General features: G+C 66.9%; 18 protein-coding genes. 1 reads left to right on the forward strand and 17 read right to left on the reverse strand.

Annotated features, from left to right (window positions below; translation table 11 throughout):
- Positions 1-38: 38 nt before the first annotated feature.
- The 14 genes from rplE to rpsJ are packed head-to-tail and all read right to left on the reverse strand — an operon-like array spanning position 39 to position 6,698.
- Positions 39-626: a 50S ribosomal protein L5 gene (gene rplE, locus P5G50_RS17310; RefSeq protein WP_301212322.1), complete on the reverse strand. Its 588-nt coding sequence runs from the start codon at positions 624-626 to the stop codon at positions 39-41.
- Positions 626-985, reverse strand: coding sequence for a 50S ribosomal protein L24 (gene rplX / locus P5G50_RS17315; RefSeq protein ID WP_301212323.1), 360 nt, complete (start codon positions 983-985; stop codon positions 626-628). The genes rplE and rplX overlap by 1 nt, the downstream gene beginning before the upstream one ends.
- A gap of 3 nt (positions 986-988) precedes the next feature.
- On the reverse strand, positions 989-1,357 hold the full coding sequence (gene rplN / locus P5G50_RS17320; RefSeq protein WP_018191958.1) for a 50S ribosomal protein L14: 369 nt from the start codon (positions 1,355-1,357) through the stop codon (positions 989-991).
- Complete coding sequence (gene rpsQ, locus P5G50_RS17325) at positions 1,354-1,659, reverse strand: 30S ribosomal protein S17 (protein ID WP_064109777.1); 306 nt, start codon at positions 1,657-1,659, stop codon at positions 1,354-1,356. Before rpsQ ends, rplN begins: the two co-directional genes overlap by 4 nt.
- Entirely contained in the window at positions 1,659-1,985 is a 327-nt protein-coding gene (rpmC, locus tag P5G50_RS17330) for a 50S ribosomal protein L29 (protein WP_301212324.1), read from the reverse strand. The genes rpsQ and rpmC overlap by 1 nt, the downstream gene beginning before the upstream one ends.
- Complete coding sequence (gene rplP / locus P5G50_RS17335) at positions 1,985-2,404, reverse strand: 50S ribosomal protein L16 (RefSeq protein WP_055894786.1); 420 nt, start codon at positions 2,402-2,404, stop codon at positions 1,985-1,987. The genes rpmC and rplP overlap by 1 nt, the downstream gene beginning before the upstream one ends.
- A gap of 2 nt (positions 2,405-2,406) precedes the next feature.
- Complete coding sequence (gene rpsC / locus P5G50_RS17340; RefSeq protein ID WP_301212325.1) at positions 2,407-3,174, reverse strand: 30S ribosomal protein S3; 768 nt, start codon at positions 3,172-3,174, stop codon at positions 2,407-2,409.
- Positions 3,174-3,566: a 50S ribosomal protein L22 gene (gene rplV, locus P5G50_RS17345; RefSeq protein ID WP_301212327.1), complete on the reverse strand. Its 393-nt coding sequence runs from the start codon at positions 3,564-3,566 to the stop codon at positions 3,174-3,176. Before rplV ends, rpsC begins: the two co-directional genes overlap by 1 nt.
- 24 nt (positions 3,567-3,590) lie before the next feature.
- The gene (gene rpsS / locus P5G50_RS17350; RefSeq protein WP_018191964.1) at positions 3,591-3,872 is read right to left on the reverse strand and encodes a 30S ribosomal protein S19; all 282 of its coding nucleotides are present in this window, start codon (positions 3,870-3,872) and stop codon (positions 3,591-3,593) included.
- Positions 3,873-3,884: 12 nt separating this feature from the next.
- Positions 3,885-4,724 carry a 50S ribosomal protein L2 gene (rplB, locus tag P5G50_RS17355; protein ID WP_301212328.1) on the reverse strand — a complete coding sequence of 280 codons (840 nt, stop codon included), beginning with the start codon at positions 4,722-4,724 and terminating at the stop codon, positions 3,885-3,887.
- A 24-nt stretch (positions 4,725-4,748) separates the two neighbouring features.
- Positions 4,749-5,045 carry a 50S ribosomal protein L23 gene (gene rplW / locus P5G50_RS17360; RefSeq protein ID WP_301212329.1) on the reverse strand — a complete coding sequence of 99 codons (297 nt, stop codon included), beginning with the start codon at positions 5,043-5,045 and terminating at the stop codon, positions 4,749-4,751.
- Complete coding sequence (rplD, locus tag P5G50_RS17365) at positions 5,045-5,695, reverse strand: 50S ribosomal protein L4 (RefSeq protein WP_301212331.1); 651 nt, start codon at positions 5,693-5,695, stop codon at positions 5,045-5,047. Before rplD ends, rplW begins: the two co-directional genes overlap by 1 nt.
- A 5-nt stretch (positions 5,696-5,700) precedes the next feature.
- On the reverse strand, positions 5,701-6,375 hold the full coding sequence (rplC, locus tag P5G50_RS17370) for a 50S ribosomal protein L3 (protein WP_301212333.1): 675 nt from the start codon (positions 6,373-6,375) through the stop codon (positions 5,701-5,703).
- A 14-nt stretch (positions 6,376-6,389) separates the two neighbouring features.
- Positions 6,390-6,698 (reverse strand): 30S ribosomal protein S10, encoded by a 309-nt coding sequence (gene rpsJ, locus P5G50_RS17375; protein ID WP_018191969.1) that lies wholly within the window; start codon positions 6,696-6,698, stop codon positions 6,390-6,392.
- 503 nt (positions 6,699-7,201) lie between these two features.
- Here rpsJ and P5G50_RS17380 point away from each other — a divergent pair.
- Entirely contained in the window at positions 7,202-8,116 is a 915-nt protein-coding gene (locus tag P5G50_RS17380; RefSeq protein WP_301212334.1) for a hypothetical protein, read from the forward strand.
- A 246-nt stretch (positions 8,117-8,362) separates the two neighbouring features.
- Here P5G50_RS17380 and P5G50_RS17385 read toward each other — a convergent pair whose 3' ends face one another.
- The 3 genes from P5G50_RS17385 to fusA all read right to left on the reverse strand — a co-directional run bounded on the left by P5G50_RS17385 (position 8,363) and on the right by fusA (position 13,437).
- Entirely contained in the window at positions 8,363-9,865 is a 1,503-nt protein-coding gene (locus P5G50_RS17385) for a choice-of-anchor L domain-containing protein (RefSeq protein ID WP_301212335.1), read from the reverse strand.
- Between the two features lie 149 nt (positions 9,866-10,014).
- The gene (gene tuf, locus P5G50_RS17390) at positions 10,015-11,208 is read right to left on the reverse strand and encodes an elongation factor Tu (RefSeq protein WP_301212336.1); all 1,194 of its coding nucleotides are present in this window, start codon (positions 11,206-11,208) and stop codon (positions 10,015-10,017) included.
- A gap of 114 nt (positions 11,209-11,322) precedes the next feature.
- Positions 11,323-13,437, reverse strand: a complete 2,115-nt coding sequence (fusA, locus tag P5G50_RS17395; protein WP_301212338.1) for an elongation factor G — start codon at positions 13,435-13,437, stop codon at positions 11,323-11,325.
- Positions 13,438-13,471: the final 34 nt, after the last annotated feature.

Below are 13,471 nucleotides of genomic sequence, written 5' to 3' on the forward strand. Positions count from 1 at the left end.
GGAGGCGGGCCGGCCGGTCGGCCGGCCCGCGGGTGGGCCTAGTTGGCCGCGTCGGCGGAACGGAAGGGGAAGCCGAGCTGCTTGAGCAGCGCGCGGCCCTCCTCGTCGTTCTTCGCGGTCGTGACGACCGTGATGTCCATGCCGCGGACGCGGTCGATCCGGTCCTGGTTGATCTCGTGGAACATGGACTGCTCCGTGAGACCGAACGTGTAATTGCCGTTGCCGTCGAACTGCTTGTCCGACAGGCCGCGGAAGTCGCGGATACGGGGAAGCGCGAGCGAGAGCAGACGGTCGAGGAACTCCCACATCCGGTCGCCGCGCAGCGTGACGTGCGCACCGATCGGCTGACCCTCGCGCAGCTTGAACTGCGCGATGGACTTGCGGGCCTTGGTGACCTGCGGCTTCTGGCCGGTGATGAGCGTGAGGTCGTTGACCGCGCCATCGATGACCTTGCCGTCACGGGCCGCCTCGCCGACACCCATGTTGACGACGATCTTCACGAGGCCGGGCACCTGGTGCACGTTCGTGAAGCCGAAGTCGCCCTGGAGCTGCTTGGAGATCTCGTTCTTGTACTTCTGCTTCAGGCGCGGCTGGATTTTGCCAGCAGCGGTTGCAGTGTCGGTCATTACAGGTCCTTACCAGACTTCTTGGCGTAACGAACGCGGACCGTCTTGGTGACGCCGTCCTTCGTAACGCTCTCGGTGCGGAAGCCGACGCGGGTCGGCTTCTTGGTCTCGGGGTCGACCAGGGCCACGTTGGAGACGTGGATCGGAGCCTCGTGGGTCTCGATGCCGCCGGTCTTCGTGCCACGCTGCGTCTGACCGACGCGCACGTGCTTGGTGACGAAGTTGACGCCCTCGACGATGACGCGGTTCTTCTCGGTCAGGACCTCGATGACGCGACCCTGCTTGCCACGGTCACCACCGCGGGCCTGCGTACGACCCGAGATGACCTGGACGAGGTCGCCCTTCTTGATGTTCGCCATGGGTTACAGCACCTCCGGGGCGAGCGAGATGATCTTCATGAACTTCTTGTCGCGGAGCTCGCGGCCGACCGGTCCGAAGATACGGGTGCCGCGGGGGTCACCGTCGTTCTTCAGGATGACAGCGGCGTTCTCGTCGAACTTGATGTACGAGCCGTCCGGGCGGCGGGTGTTCTTGCGAACACGGACGACGACCGCCTTGACGACGTCGCCCTTCTTCACGTTGCCGCCGGGGATCGCGTCCTTGACCGTGGCGACGATGACGTCACCCAGACCCGCGTAACGGCGGCTCGAGCCACCGAGGACGCGGATGGCCAGGAGCTCCTTGGCGCCGGTGTTGTCGGCGACCTTGAGTCGGGATTCCTGCTGGATCACTTGGCCTTCTCCAGAATCTCAACGAGGCGCCACCGCTTGCTGGCGCTCAGGGGGCGGGTCTCGTTGATGAGAACGAGGTCGCCGATGCCGGCGGTGTTGTTCTCGTCGTGCGCCTTCACCTTGGAGGTGCGGCGGATGACCTTGCCGTACAGGGGGTGCTTCACGCGGTCCTCGACCTCGACGACGATGGTCTTGTCCATCTTGTCGCTGACGACGTAACCGCGGCGGGCCTTGCGGTACCCGCGGACGATGGCCTCGTCGGCCGTCGACTCCGCGGCCGCGGCCTTGGTGGTCTCAGCCATTACTTGGCCTCCTCATTCTCGGTCGACTCCGCCTCGGCCGCCGGGGCGGCCTTCTTGCTGCGGGTCTTCTTCTCCGCCTTGGGCGCGACCTCGGCCGGGGCCGGGGTCGCCCGGATCCCGAGCTCGCGCTCACGGATCACGGTGTAGATGCGAGCGATGTCGCGCTTCACGGCGCGCAGGCGGCCGTGGCTCTCGAGCTGGCCGGTGGCCGACTGGAAGCGGAGGTTGAACAGCTCCTCCTTGGCCTTCTTCAGCTCGTCGACGAGACGCTCGTCTTCAAAGGTGTCGAGCTCGCTCGAGGCGAGCTCCTTGGAACCGATCGCCATTACGCGTCGCCCTCCTCGCGCTTGATGATGCGTGCCTTGAGGGGCAGCTTGTGGATTGCACGGGTCATTGCCTCACGAGCGAGTTCCTCGGAGACGCCGGAGACCTCGAAGAGGACCCGACCCGGCTTGACGTTCGCGACCCACCACTCCGGCGAGCCCTTACCGGAACCCATTCGGGTCTCGGCCGGCTTCTTCGTGAGCGGACGGTCCGGGTAGATGTTGATCCACACCTTGCCGCCACGCTTGATGTGACGCGTCATGGCGATACGAGCGGACTCGATCTGACGGTTGGTCACGTAAGCGGGGGTCAGGGCCTGGATGCCGAACTCGCCGAAGGAGACCTTCGTGCCGCCGGTCGCCTGGCCGCTGCGGCCGGGGTGGTGCTGCTTGCGGTGCTTGACTCTGCGTGGGATCAACATGGTTATGCCTCAACTCCTGCTGCGGCCGGCGCGGCCTCGGCGGCGGGGGCGTTGCCCCGGCCACCACGACGCGGACGGTCGTTGCGCTCGCGCGACGGCTTCTGGTTGGCCTGCTCGCGAGCCAGTTCCTTGTTCGTGATGTCGCCCTTGTAGATCCACACCTTCACACCGATGCGACCGAAGGTCGTCTTGGCCTCGTAGAAGCCGTAGTCGATGTTGGCGCGGAGCGTGTGCAGCGGCACACGACCCTCGCGGTAGAACTCGGAGCGGCTCATCTCGGCGCCGCTGAGACGACCGGACACCTGGATGCGGACACCCTTGGCGCCGGCGCGCTGAGCACCCTGCAGACCCTTGCGCATCGCGCGGCGGAAGGCCACGCGGGCGGAGAGCTGCTCGGCGATGCCCTGCGCGACGAGCTGGGCGTCGGCCTCGGGGTTCTTGACCTCGAGGATGTTCAGCTGGATCTGCTTGCCGGTGAGCTTCTCGAGGTCGGCGCGGATGCGCTCGGCCTCGGCGCCGCGACGACCGATCACGATGCCCGGGCGGGCGGTGTGGATGTCGACGCGGACACGGTCACGGGTGCGCTCGATCTCGATGCGCGAGACGCCCGCGCGGTCGAGCGACGTCTGCAGCAGACGGCGGATCTTGACGTCCTCGGCGAGGTAGTCGCTGTAACGCTGACCCGGCTTCGTGCTGTCCGAGAACCAGCGCGACACGTGGTCGGTGGTGATGCCCAGACGGAAGCCGTACGGATTGACTTTCTGGCCCATTACTTGCTCGCCTTCTTCGTAGCCTGCGCCGCCTCGGCCTCGTCCGGCGTCGCGAGGACGACCGTGATGTGGCTGGTGCGCTTGTTGATGCGGAAGGCACGTCCCTGCGCTCGCGGCTGGAACCGCTTGAGGGTGGTGCCCTCGTCCACGAAGGCGCGGCTCACGTACAGGTCCTGCTCGTCCAGGTAGGTGTTGGACTTGTCGGCCTTGACCCGTGCGTTGGCGATCGCCGAGGCGACCAGCTTGTAGACCGGCTCGCTCGCGCTCTGCGGCGCGAACTTCAGGATGGCCAGGGCCTCCTGGGCCTGCTTGCCGCGGATCAGGTTGACGACGCGGCGGGCCTTCATGGGGGTGACGCGGATGTGTCGCACGCGTGCGATCGACTCCACCATTTCTTCCTCCTTTTCGCCCCCGCGTTAGCGGCGGCGACCCTTCTTGTCGTCCTTCACGTGTCCACGGAAGGTGCGCGTCGGCGCGAACTCGCCGAGCTTGTGGCCGACCATGGTCTCGGTGACGAACACCGGGATGTGCTTGCGACCGTCGTGCACCGCGATGGTGTGACCCAGCATGGCCGGGACGATCATCGAGCGGCGCGACCAGGTCTTGATCACGTTCTTGCTGTTGGCCTCGTTCGCGGCAACCACCTTGCGAAACAGGTGCTCGTCGACGAAGGGGCCCTTCTTGAGACTGCGTGGCATCTTCTCGAACTCCTACTTGCGCTTCTTGCCGGCGTTGCGGCGGCGAACGATGAGCTTGTCGCTCTCCTTGTTGGGGTGACGCGTGCGGCCTTCCTTCTGGCCCCACGGGCTGACCGGGTGACGGCCACCGGAGGTCTTGCCCTCACCACCACCGTGCGGGTGGTCGATCGGGTTCATCGCGACACCGCGGACGGTCGGGCGGACGCCCTTCCAGCGCATGCGGCCGGCCTTGCCCCAGTTGATGTTCGACTGCTCGGCGTTGCCGACCTCGCCGATCGTGGCGCGGCAGCGCGCGTCCACGTTCCGGACCTCGCCCGAGGGGAGGCGGAGCTGGGCGTAGGGGCCGTCCTTCGCGACGAGACGGACCGAGGCACCGGCGGAGCGGGCCAGCTTGGCGCCTCCACCCGGCTTGAGCTCGATCGCGTGCACGACGGTACCGGTCGGGATGTTGCGCAGCGGCAGGTTGTTGCCCGGCTTGATGTCCGAGCCGGCGCCCGACTCGACGACGTCGCCCTGCTTGAGGCCGGCCGGCGCGAGGATGTAGCGCTTGGTGCCGTCCACGAAGTGCAGGAGCGCGATGCGAGCCGTGCGGTTGGGGTCGTACTCGATGTGCGCGACCTTGGCGTTGACGCCGTCCTTGTCATTGCGACGGAAGTCGATGACGCGGTACTGGCGCTTGTGGCCACCACCGATGTGACGGGTCGTGATGCGGCCCTGGTTGTTGCGGCCACCCGACTTCGACAGCGGACGGAGAAGGGACTTCTCCGGGGTCGAACGGGTGATCTCGGCGAAGTCGGCGACCGAGGAGCCGCGACGACCGGGGGTCGTGGGCTTGTAGTTGCGAATAGCCATGTCTGTCTTCCTCTAGTCCTTCGCTCAGCCGACGGCCGTGAAGATGTCGATGGAACCGGACTTCAGCGTGACGATGGCGCGCTTGGTGTCCTTGCGCTTGCCGATGCCGAAGCGGGTGCGGCGGGTCTTGCCCTGACGGTTCAGGGTGTTCACCGACGCGACCTCGACCTTGAAGATCGACTCGATCGCCAGCTTGATCTCGGTCTTGTTCGAACGCGTGTCGACGAGGAAGGTGTACTTGCCCTCGTCGATCAGGCCGTAGCTCTTCTCAGAGACGACCGGGGCGATGATGACGTCGCGCGGGTCCTTGTTGACGGCCATTACGCGTTCACCTCTTCCTTCTTGGTCTTGCTCGCGATGAAGCCCTCGAGCGCGGCCTGGGTGAAGACGATGTCGTCGCTCACCAGCACGTCGTAGGCGTTGAGCTGGTCGTAGGACAGCACGTGCACGGTCGGGACGTTGCGGACGCTCTTGTAGCCCAGCTCGTCGTCGCGCTCGGTGACCACGAGGACGTGCTTCGAGGTCGCGATTCCGTTCAGCAGCTCCACGACGGCCTTGGTCGACGGGGTCTCACCGGCGGTCAGGGCCTGGACGGCGTGGATGCGGCTGCCGCGGGCGCGGTCCGAGAGAGCGCCAAGCAGAGCAGCGGCGATCATCTTCTTGGGGGTGCGCTGCGCGTAGTCGCGGGGCGTCGGTCCGTGGACGATGCCACCACCGGTCATCTGAGGGGCGCGGATCGAGCCCTGACGAGCGCGGCCGGTGCCCTTCTGCTTGAACGGCTTGCGGCCGGCGCCGGAGACCTCGCCACGACCCTTGGTCTTGTGGGTGCCCTGGCGCGCTGCTGCGAGCTGAGCGGTCACGACCTGGTGGATCAGCGGGATGTTGGTCTGGACGTCGAACAGGGCCTCGGGGAGCTCGACGGAGCCGGCCTTCTTGCCCTTGAGGTCGAGGACGTCAATCGAGGTAGCCATTTACCTTAGGCCCCCTTCACTGCGTTGCGGACGAAAACGATGCGGCCACGAGCACCGGGGACGGCGCCCTTGACGAGCAGCAGACCCTTCTCGGCGTCGATCGCCTGCACCTTGAGGTTCAGGACGGTGACGCGCTCGCCACCCATACGACCGGCCATGCGCATGCCCTTGAAGACACGGCTCGGGGTCGAGGAGGCTCCGATGGAGCCCGGCTTGCGGTGGTTGCGGTGCGCACCGTGCGAGGCGGAGACGCCCTGGAAGTTGTGGCGCTTCATGACACCGGCGAAGCCCTTGCCCTTGGAGGTGCCGACGACGTCGACCAGCTGGCCGACCTCGAAGGTGCCGTCCACGGTGAGCTCCTGGCCGGCCGCGTAGTCGGCGGCGTCGGCGGTGCGGACCTCGGTGAGGTGACGACGCGGGGTCACGCCCGCCTTGTCGAAGTGGCCGGCGGACGGCTTGTTCACCTTGCGCGGGTCGATCTGGCCGTAGGCGATCTGGACGGCGTTGTAGCCGTCGGCCTCGGGGGTGCGGACCTGCGTCACGACGTTCGGCGTGATCTCGATGACGGTGACGGGGATGAGACGGTTGTTCTCGTCCCAGACCTGGGTCATGCCGAGCTTCTTGCCGAGCAGGCCCTTGGAGGTCTTGGTCACGTTGGAAGTGCTGTTGGTGTTAGGCATAGTGGCACTCCCCCTTACAGCTTGATCTCGATGTTGACGTCGGCCGGGAGGTCGAGACGCATGAGCGAGTCGACGGCCTTCGGCGTCGGGTCGATGATGTCGATCAGCCGCTTGTGCGTGCGCATCTCGAAGTGCTCGCGGCTGTCCTTGTACTTGTGGGGCGAACGGATGACGACCACCACGTTCTTCTCGGTGGGAAGGGGCACCGGGCCCACCACGGTCGCACCGGCACGGGTCACCGTGTCGACGATCTTGCGAGCCGAGGTGTCGATGACTTCGTGGTCATACGACTTAAGCCGGATGCGGATCTTCTGTCCCGCCATGTCTGACTCTCTCTCTTGTTATGGCGTCGTACACGACCTGATCTCCGGGGAGACCCGCCGCGCATTGGACGCGGTGCGACGAACGCATTGGGAACGCCACTATTCTTCTGTCAACTCCCGACCCCCGCGCCCGGGCGTGTCGCCTGGGCTCGGACCGCGCGAGGCACAGGGGTAGCCCCTGTTCTCCCGTGTGGTCGGATTGAGCGTGTCCTGCTGCCTGCGGCCTAACCTCTCGCCGCTCGTCCTGGAACCTGGTCCTCGAGGCCTCGCGGTGGGCTATGCACTGCCTGGCAGTGATCCGGTCGAAGCGCGCGTGAGCACGCTCGTTCCGGAATGTTGAACCCAACTAGTTTGCCAGATACGCCGGGATGCTGCAACCCGGGCGTGTCGCGGGCGGTGCGTGCGCGGTACGAGGGATGTCCACATGGCTGTCTCTTGGGGAGATTATCCACAGATTCAGTGCTGGCCGACCGTGGGGTTTGCGTTCTCGCGATGCTCGATGCATGACCGATTCACGTGTGCACGCCGTCCGCTCCGCCTCCATCCACGACCACGCTGTGCATCCGCAACGGGAGGCGACGCGGCGGCACCTCGCTCGCCGGCACGCTCGCGACGACCACCTCGAGAGGCTGCGGGGGTTCGCCTCCACCCGGCGCGTTCCTCCCGTGTTCTGTCACTGGTCGGCGGCTGTCATCCACGGGCTGCCGCTGCTTCTCGATCCGCCGCGGTCGATCCACGTGCTGTCGGCGAATGAGCGTGCCGGGGCCGATCGCGGCGTCGTGCGGCTGCCGCGGCTCGGCGACCCGGAGGTGGTGTGCGTCCGGGGGCTTCAGGTCACGTCGGCGGCCCGGACGGTGATGGATCTCGCGGCGCGCACGTCGTACAGCGGCGGCGTCGTGGCTGCGGACTTCGCATTGTCGGCCGGTGCCTTCGGATCGCGTCGGCCGCTCGCCGATCGGGAGGAACTGCTGCGCGAGGCGGTGTGGGTCGAGCCGTCGGGGGCATCGCGTGCGGAGGCGGCGGCTCGCTTCGCGGACGGTCGCGCGGAGTCGCCGTTGGAGTCGGTGAGCAGGGTCACGCTCGCGCTGGCCGGAGCGCCGCCGCCGGAACTGCAGGTGCCGGTCGGTGACCTCCTCGGATGGGAGGCGCGTGTCGACTTCTGCTGGCCGCAGCTCGGGCTGATCGGGGAGGCCGACGGCGCCGAGAAGCTGCTGGACCCGGCGATGCTGCGCGACCGGTCGATGATCGACGCCGTCGCGGACCGACGGGTGCGCGAGGAGCGTCTGGAACGGGCCGGGTTCCGGGTGATGCGGTGGGGGTGGGACGCCGGGAGGGACCTGCACCGGATGCGGGAGCTGCTGGCGGCGCACGGCGTTCCGCTGGAGGCGGGGGACGGCGTCCGGCTGGAGGCGGGGTGATGCGGCTACGGGTGCGGGTGCGGGTGCGGTGCCGGATGCCCTCACATGAGGGAGCGGGGCCGGACTCGCCGGGCCCCGCTCGCGTGGCGCCTCGCGCCGCCACGCCTGAAGTTGGATTCAAACCGCTCAGGCGGCTCCCGAACTCTCCGTCCGTGATCCGGTCAGCGGCTTGTGCTGGTTTGCGAGGTACAGGCTCACCATAGGCTGTCTCCCTTCATCGGCGGATCCGCTCGGTTGAACGGTGCGTCAATTCTGCGACCGGCGCGGCGAAAGGTGAACCCCTTTTGCAGGATTCCCAGGGACGGGCCGACGCCTCGCCGACAGAGCTGCGAGGCCGGCGCCGCCGAGGGCGACGATGAGCCCGATCGCCGTGGTGAGGGACACGGTCACGGCGGTGTCCGAGCCGGTCTGCGGGAGCCGGGTGGTGGGCGCAATGGCAGACGAAGGGAGGAGTGAAGCGCGGTCGTGGCCCGAGTGCGAACCGGGGCCGGCGAGGCCTGCGTCAGCAGGGGGCACACTGGGGATGAGCGGCGTGCCAGGCGCCGACGGCGCAGCGGCGCCAGGGGCGGGCTCCGGAGTGGAGGTGCTCGGCGTGGGGGTCGGCGTACTAGGGGCTGGGGACGGGCTCGTGGGGGCCGGAGACGTCGGAGTTGGAGTCGGGGTGGGGGCCGGGGTGGTCGGGGCCGGGGTCGGAGGAGGGGTGGGGCTCGTGGGGATCGCGGCGGCCGGGGTGACCTCGATGGTGGCGGTGTAGGCGGGGGAGGTGGTGATGCCGTCGGAGACGCGGTAAGCGAAGGAGTCGGTGCCGACGAAGGCGGGGGCGGGGGTGTAGACGGCGCCGGTCGGAGTGGGGGCCAGGTCGCCCTGCGTGGGCGACTCGACCACCTCGTAGGAGAGCTCGTCGCCGTCAGCGTCCTCGCCGGGGTAGTCGAACGCGAGGGAGGTGCCGCTGACGACGCTCAGGGAGAGGTACGCCGCGGTCGGGGCGCTGTTCGCGTGGAAGCTGTGGGCGGCGATGAGGACGGTCGAGTCGTAGAGGCCGTCGACGGTGTCGGCGATGACGAGCTTCGCGTGGTTCCACTCCCCCGGGTGGACCGAAGCAGCGCAGGTGAGCGGCGTCGTGAAGGCGTCGAGGGTGGTGTCGGCGCTGCCCGAGGCGTTGTCGACGTAGTGGTCCGCGTTCATGTGGTCATTGATCGTGTCGACGGAGACGGGCTTGCCGTCGATGAGGGCGCAGTTCTGGCCGTCGATGATGAACGCGAAAGCGTCGTTGAAGCTCTTGTCCACCCACTCCGGGTACTCCATGGAGCCGAAGACGTAGGTGAAGGCGATCGAATCCGTCGTCGGGCGGAAGTCGAACTCCAAGGCGGCGGCGTCGAGCGTGCGGGCACCGACGAGGGCTTCGATGTCCGCATCCCCCGGCGTCCCCAGGATGCCGGAGACGACGGGCTGGCCGTAGGGGCCCGGGAGCGACGAGACCCGGCCCGTGCTCAGAGCGACGCCGGACGGGACACCGAGAGCCGACATGCCCGAGAACGAGCCGATGGCCTCCGGGGCGCCCGTGATCCGGGCATCGGTGACCTCGACACCGGCTCCGACGAGGAAGGCGGCCAGGGCGTCCGGCGTCGTCGACGATGCGTCGGTGATCAGTTGGCCGGGCGAGGCGTCCGCAGGGGCGCCGACGAGAACGAGCGGGAGCACCACGAGAGCAGAGCCCGCAGCGGAGAGAAGGCGTGACGTGCGTTGCATGGGCAGCACGCTAGGCGCATTCAATATACGTAATGTAATCGGACCACTTCGGGGGCACCGAAGCGTGGGGGGACGGCTGGAGAACAGCCGGAGTTGCAGAAAAGGGCCGGGCCCGAAGGCCCGACCCTCTTCCGAGTGAGTCCGGAGACTTACTTGATGATCTTGGTCACCGTACCGGCGCCCACGGTGCGGCCACCCTCACGGATGGCGAAGCCGAGGCCCTCCTCCATGGCGATCGGCTGGATCAGCTCGACCGACATGTCGGTGGTGTCGCCGGGCATGACCATCTCGGTGCCCTCGGGCAGCGAGATGACGCCGGTGACGTCGGTGGTACGGAAGTAGAACTGCGGACGGTAGTTCGTGTAGAAGGGGTTGTGACGGCCACCCTCGTCCTTCGAGAGGATGTAGGCGGTGCCCTCGAAGTTGGTGTGCGGGGTAACCGAACCCGGCTTCGCCACGACCTGACCGCGCTCCACGTCCTCGCGCTTGGTGCCGCGGAGGAGCAGACCACAGTTCTCGCCGGCCCAGGCCTCGTCGAGCTGCTTGTGGAACATCTCGATACCGGTGACCGTGGTCTTCTGCGTCGGGCGGATGCCGACGATCTCGACCTCGGAGTTGATGGCCAGGGTGCCGCGCTCGGCGCGACCGGTGACGACGGTGCCACGACCGGTGATCGTGAAGACGTCCTCGATCGGCATCAGGAACGGCTTGTCCTTGTCGCGCACCGGGTCCGGGATGGAGTCGTCCACGGCCTCCATGAGGTCGAGGATGCTCTGGGTCCACTTCTCGTCGCCCTCGAGAGCCTTGAGGCCCGAGACGCGGATGACCGGGGCGTTGTCGCCGTCGAAGTCCTGGCTGGAGAGCAGCTCGCGGACCTCGAGCTCGACGAGCTCCAGGATCTCCTCGTCGTCGACCATGTCGGACTTGTTCAGCGCGACCAGGAGGTACGGCACGCCGACCTGCTTGGCGAGCAGGACGTGCTCACGCGTCTGAGCCATCGGGCCGTCGGTGGCGGCGACCACGAGGATCGCGCCGTCCATCTGAGCCGCACCGGTGATCATGTTCTTGATGTAGTCGGCGTGACCCGGGGCGTCGACGTGCGCGTAGTGGCGCTTCGGGGTCTCGTACTCGACGTGCGAGATGTTGATCGTGATACCACGCTGACGCTCTTCCGGAGCCGAGTCGATCGACGCGAAGTCGCGCTGCACGTTGGTCGCCGACGGGTACTTGTCAGCAAGCACCTTGGAGATCGCCGCGGTGAGCGTCGTCTTGCCGTGGTCGACGTGACCGATGGTTCCGATGTTCACGTGCGGCTTAGTCCGCTCGAACTTGGCCTTAGCCACTGTGGTCCTCCTCAGGACTCTCGTGCAGACACCCCGGTCGATGGATTTCGACCGGCGGGTCTACGGGATTGGTTTCTTATGTTACGGGATGTTGCCTGGGAGCAGCGACCGAGGTCACTCGCCCTTGCTCTTCTGGACGATCTCGTCGGCAACAGCCTTCGGGACCTCCGCGTAGCTGTCGAACTGCATCGAGTACACCGCGCGGCCCGAGGTCTTCGACCGCAGGTCGCCGATGTAGCCGAACATCTCGGACAGCGGGACGTTGGCGCGGACGACCTTGACGCCGCTCGCGTCCTCCATCGACTGGATCTGGCCACGGCGGGAGTTCAGGTCGCCGATGACGTCGCCCATGTACTCCTCCGGCGTACGCACCTCGACCGCCATGAGCGGCTCGAGGAGCACCGGGTTGGCCTTGCGCGCGGCCTCCTTGTAGGCCATCGAGCCGGCGATCTTGAACGCCATCTCCGAGGAGTCGACGTCGTGCGACGCACCGTCGACGAGCGTCGCCTTGACGCCCACCGTCGGGAAGCCGGCGAGAACGCCGACCTGCATCGCGTCCTGGATGCCCGCGTCGACCGAGGGGATGTACTCGCGCGGCACGCGACCACCGGTGACGGCGTTCACGAACTCGTACGAGGTCTCCGGGGTGACCTCCATCGGCTCGAGCGAGATCTGCACCTTCGCGAACTGACCGGAACCACCGGTCTGCTTCTTGTGGGTGTAGTCGTACTTCTCGACGGCGCGACGGATCGTCTCACGGTAGGCCACCTGGGGCTTGCCGACGTTCGCCTCGACGTTGAACTCGCGCTTCATGCGGTCGACGAGGATGTCGAGGTGGAGCTCGCCCATGCCCTTGATGACCGTCTGACCGGTCTCCTGGTTCTGCTCGGTGCGGAACGTCGGGTCCTCTTCGGCCAGCTTCTGGATCGCGGTGCCCAGCTTCTCCTGGTCGGCCTTGGTCTTCGGCTCGATCGCGACCTCGATCACCGGCTCCGGGAAGGTCATCGACTCGAGCACGACCTGGTTGTCCGGGTCGCACAGGGTGTCACCGGTGGTGGTGTCCTTGAGGCCGATCACCGCGTAGATGTTGCCGGCGGTGACCGAGTCGATCGGGATCTCCTTGTTGGCGTGCATCTGGAAGATCTTGCCGATGCGCTCCTTCTTGCCCTTGGTCGAGTTGATGACCTGGGCGCCGGAGTCGAGGCGGCCCGAGTACACGCGCACGTAGGTCAGACGACCGAAGAACGGGTGCACCGCGACCTTGAACGCCAGGGCCGCGAACGGCTCGGTGGCGTCGGCGTGACGGAGGATGACCTCCTCCTCGTTGCGCGGGTTGTGCGCCTCGATGGCGGGCACGTCGAGCGGCGACGGGAGGTAGTCGATCACGGCGTCGAGCATCGGCTGGACACCGCGGTTCTTGAACGCCGAGCCGCAGAGGACCGGGTAGATCTCGTTGTTCACGGTGAGCTTGCGGATCGCGGCCTTGATCTCGGGGACCGTGATCTCCTCGCCGCCGAAGAACTTCTCGAGCAGCACGTCGTCGCTCTCGGCGACGGTCTCGAGCAGGCGGTTGCGGTACTCCTCCGCCTTCTCCTTGAGGTCGGCGGGGATCTCCTGGACCTCGTACTTGGCGCCCATGGTGACATCACCCTTGGCGTCGCCCGGCCAGACCAGCGCACGCATCTCGATGAGGTCGACGACGCCGACGAAGTCGGACTCGGAACCGATCGGGAGCTGCATCACCAGCGGCTTGGCGCCGAGGCGCGACACGATGGTGTCGACCGTGAAGTAGAAGTCGGCGCCCAGCTTGTCCATCTTGTTGACGAAGCAGATGCGCGGGACGACGTACTTGTCGGCCTGACGCCACACGGTCTCCGACTGGGGCTCGACGCCCTCCTTCGCGTCGAACACGGCGACGGCGCCGTCGAGGACGCGGAGCGAGCGCTCCACCTCGACGGTGAAGTCGACGTGACCGGGCGTGTCGATGATGTTGATCTGGTTCTTGTTCCAGAAACAGGTGACGGCCGCGGACGTGATGGTGATGCCGCGCTCCTTCTCCTGCTCCATCCAGTCGGTGGTCGAGGCGCCGTCGTGCGTCTCACCGATCTTGTGGTTGACGCCCGTGTAGAACAGGATGCGCTCGGTCGTGGTGGTCTTGCCGGCATCGATGTGGGCCATGATGCCGATGTTGCGGACCTTTTTCAGGTCGGTGAGCACGTCCTGTGCCACAGGGTTCCTCCGAAAAGTAGAGAGTGGAAGCTGT

The sequence above is a fragment of the Leifsonia williamsii genome (assembly GCF_030433685.1).
GTDB classification, from domain to species: Bacteria; Actinomycetota; Actinomycetes; order Actinomycetales; family Microbacteriaceae; genus Leifsonia; species Leifsonia williamsii.

Coding starts and splice junctions, on each gene's coding strand:
- P5G50_RS17380 (WP_301212334.1), top strand. CDS start 7,202: ATGACCGATTCACGTGTGCACGCCGTCCGCTCCGCCTCCATCCACGAC.
- rpsS (WP_018191964.1), bottom strand. CDS start 3,872: ATGCCACGCAGTCTCAAGAAGGGCCCCTTCGTCGACGAGCACCTGTTT.
- rplE (WP_301212322.1), bottom strand. CDS start 626: ATGACCGACACTGCAACCGCTGCTGGCAAAATCCAGCCGCGCCTGAAG.
- rpsC (WP_301212325.1), bottom strand. CDS start 3,174: ATGGGCCAGAAAGTCAATCCGTACGGCTTCCGTCTGGGCATCACCACC.
- rplD (WP_301212331.1), bottom strand. CDS start 5,695: ATGGCTACCTCGATTGACGTCCTCGACCTCAAGGGCAAGAAGGCCGGC.
- rpsJ (WP_018191969.1), bottom strand. CDS start 6,698: ATGGCGGGACAGAAGATCCGCATCCGGCTTAAGTCGTATGACCACGAA.
- rplB (WP_301212328.1), bottom strand. CDS start 4,724: ATGGCTATTCGCAACTACAAGCCCACGACCCCCGGTCGTCGCGGCTCC.
- rplP (WP_055894786.1), bottom strand. CDS start 2,404: ATGTTGATCCCACGCAGAGTCAAGCACCGCAAGCAGCACCACCCCGGC.
- rpmC (WP_301212324.1), bottom strand. CDS start 1,985: ATGGCGATCGGTTCCAAGGAGCTCGCCTCGAGCGAGCTCGACACCTTT.
- rplV (WP_301212327.1), bottom strand. CDS start 3,566: ATGGTGGAGTCGATCGCACGCGTGCGACACATCCGCGTCACCCCCATG.
- rplX (WP_301212323.1), bottom strand. CDS start 985: ATGGCGAACATCAAGAAGGGCGACCTCGTCCAGGTCATCTCGGGTCGT.
- rplC (WP_301212333.1), bottom strand. CDS start 6,375: ATGCCTAACACCAACAGCACTTCCAACGTGACCAAGACCTCCAAGGGC.
- P5G50_RS17385 (WP_301212335.1), bottom strand. CDS start 9,865: ATGCAACGCACGTCACGCCTTCTCTCCGCTGCGGGCTCTGCTCTCGTG.
- rplW (WP_301212329.1), bottom strand. CDS start 5,045: ATGGCCGTCAACAAGGACCCGCGCGACGTCATCATCGCCCCGGTCGTC.
- rpsQ (WP_064109777.1), bottom strand. CDS start 1,659: ATGGCTGAGACCACCAAGGCCGCGGCCGCGGAGTCGACGGCCGACGAG.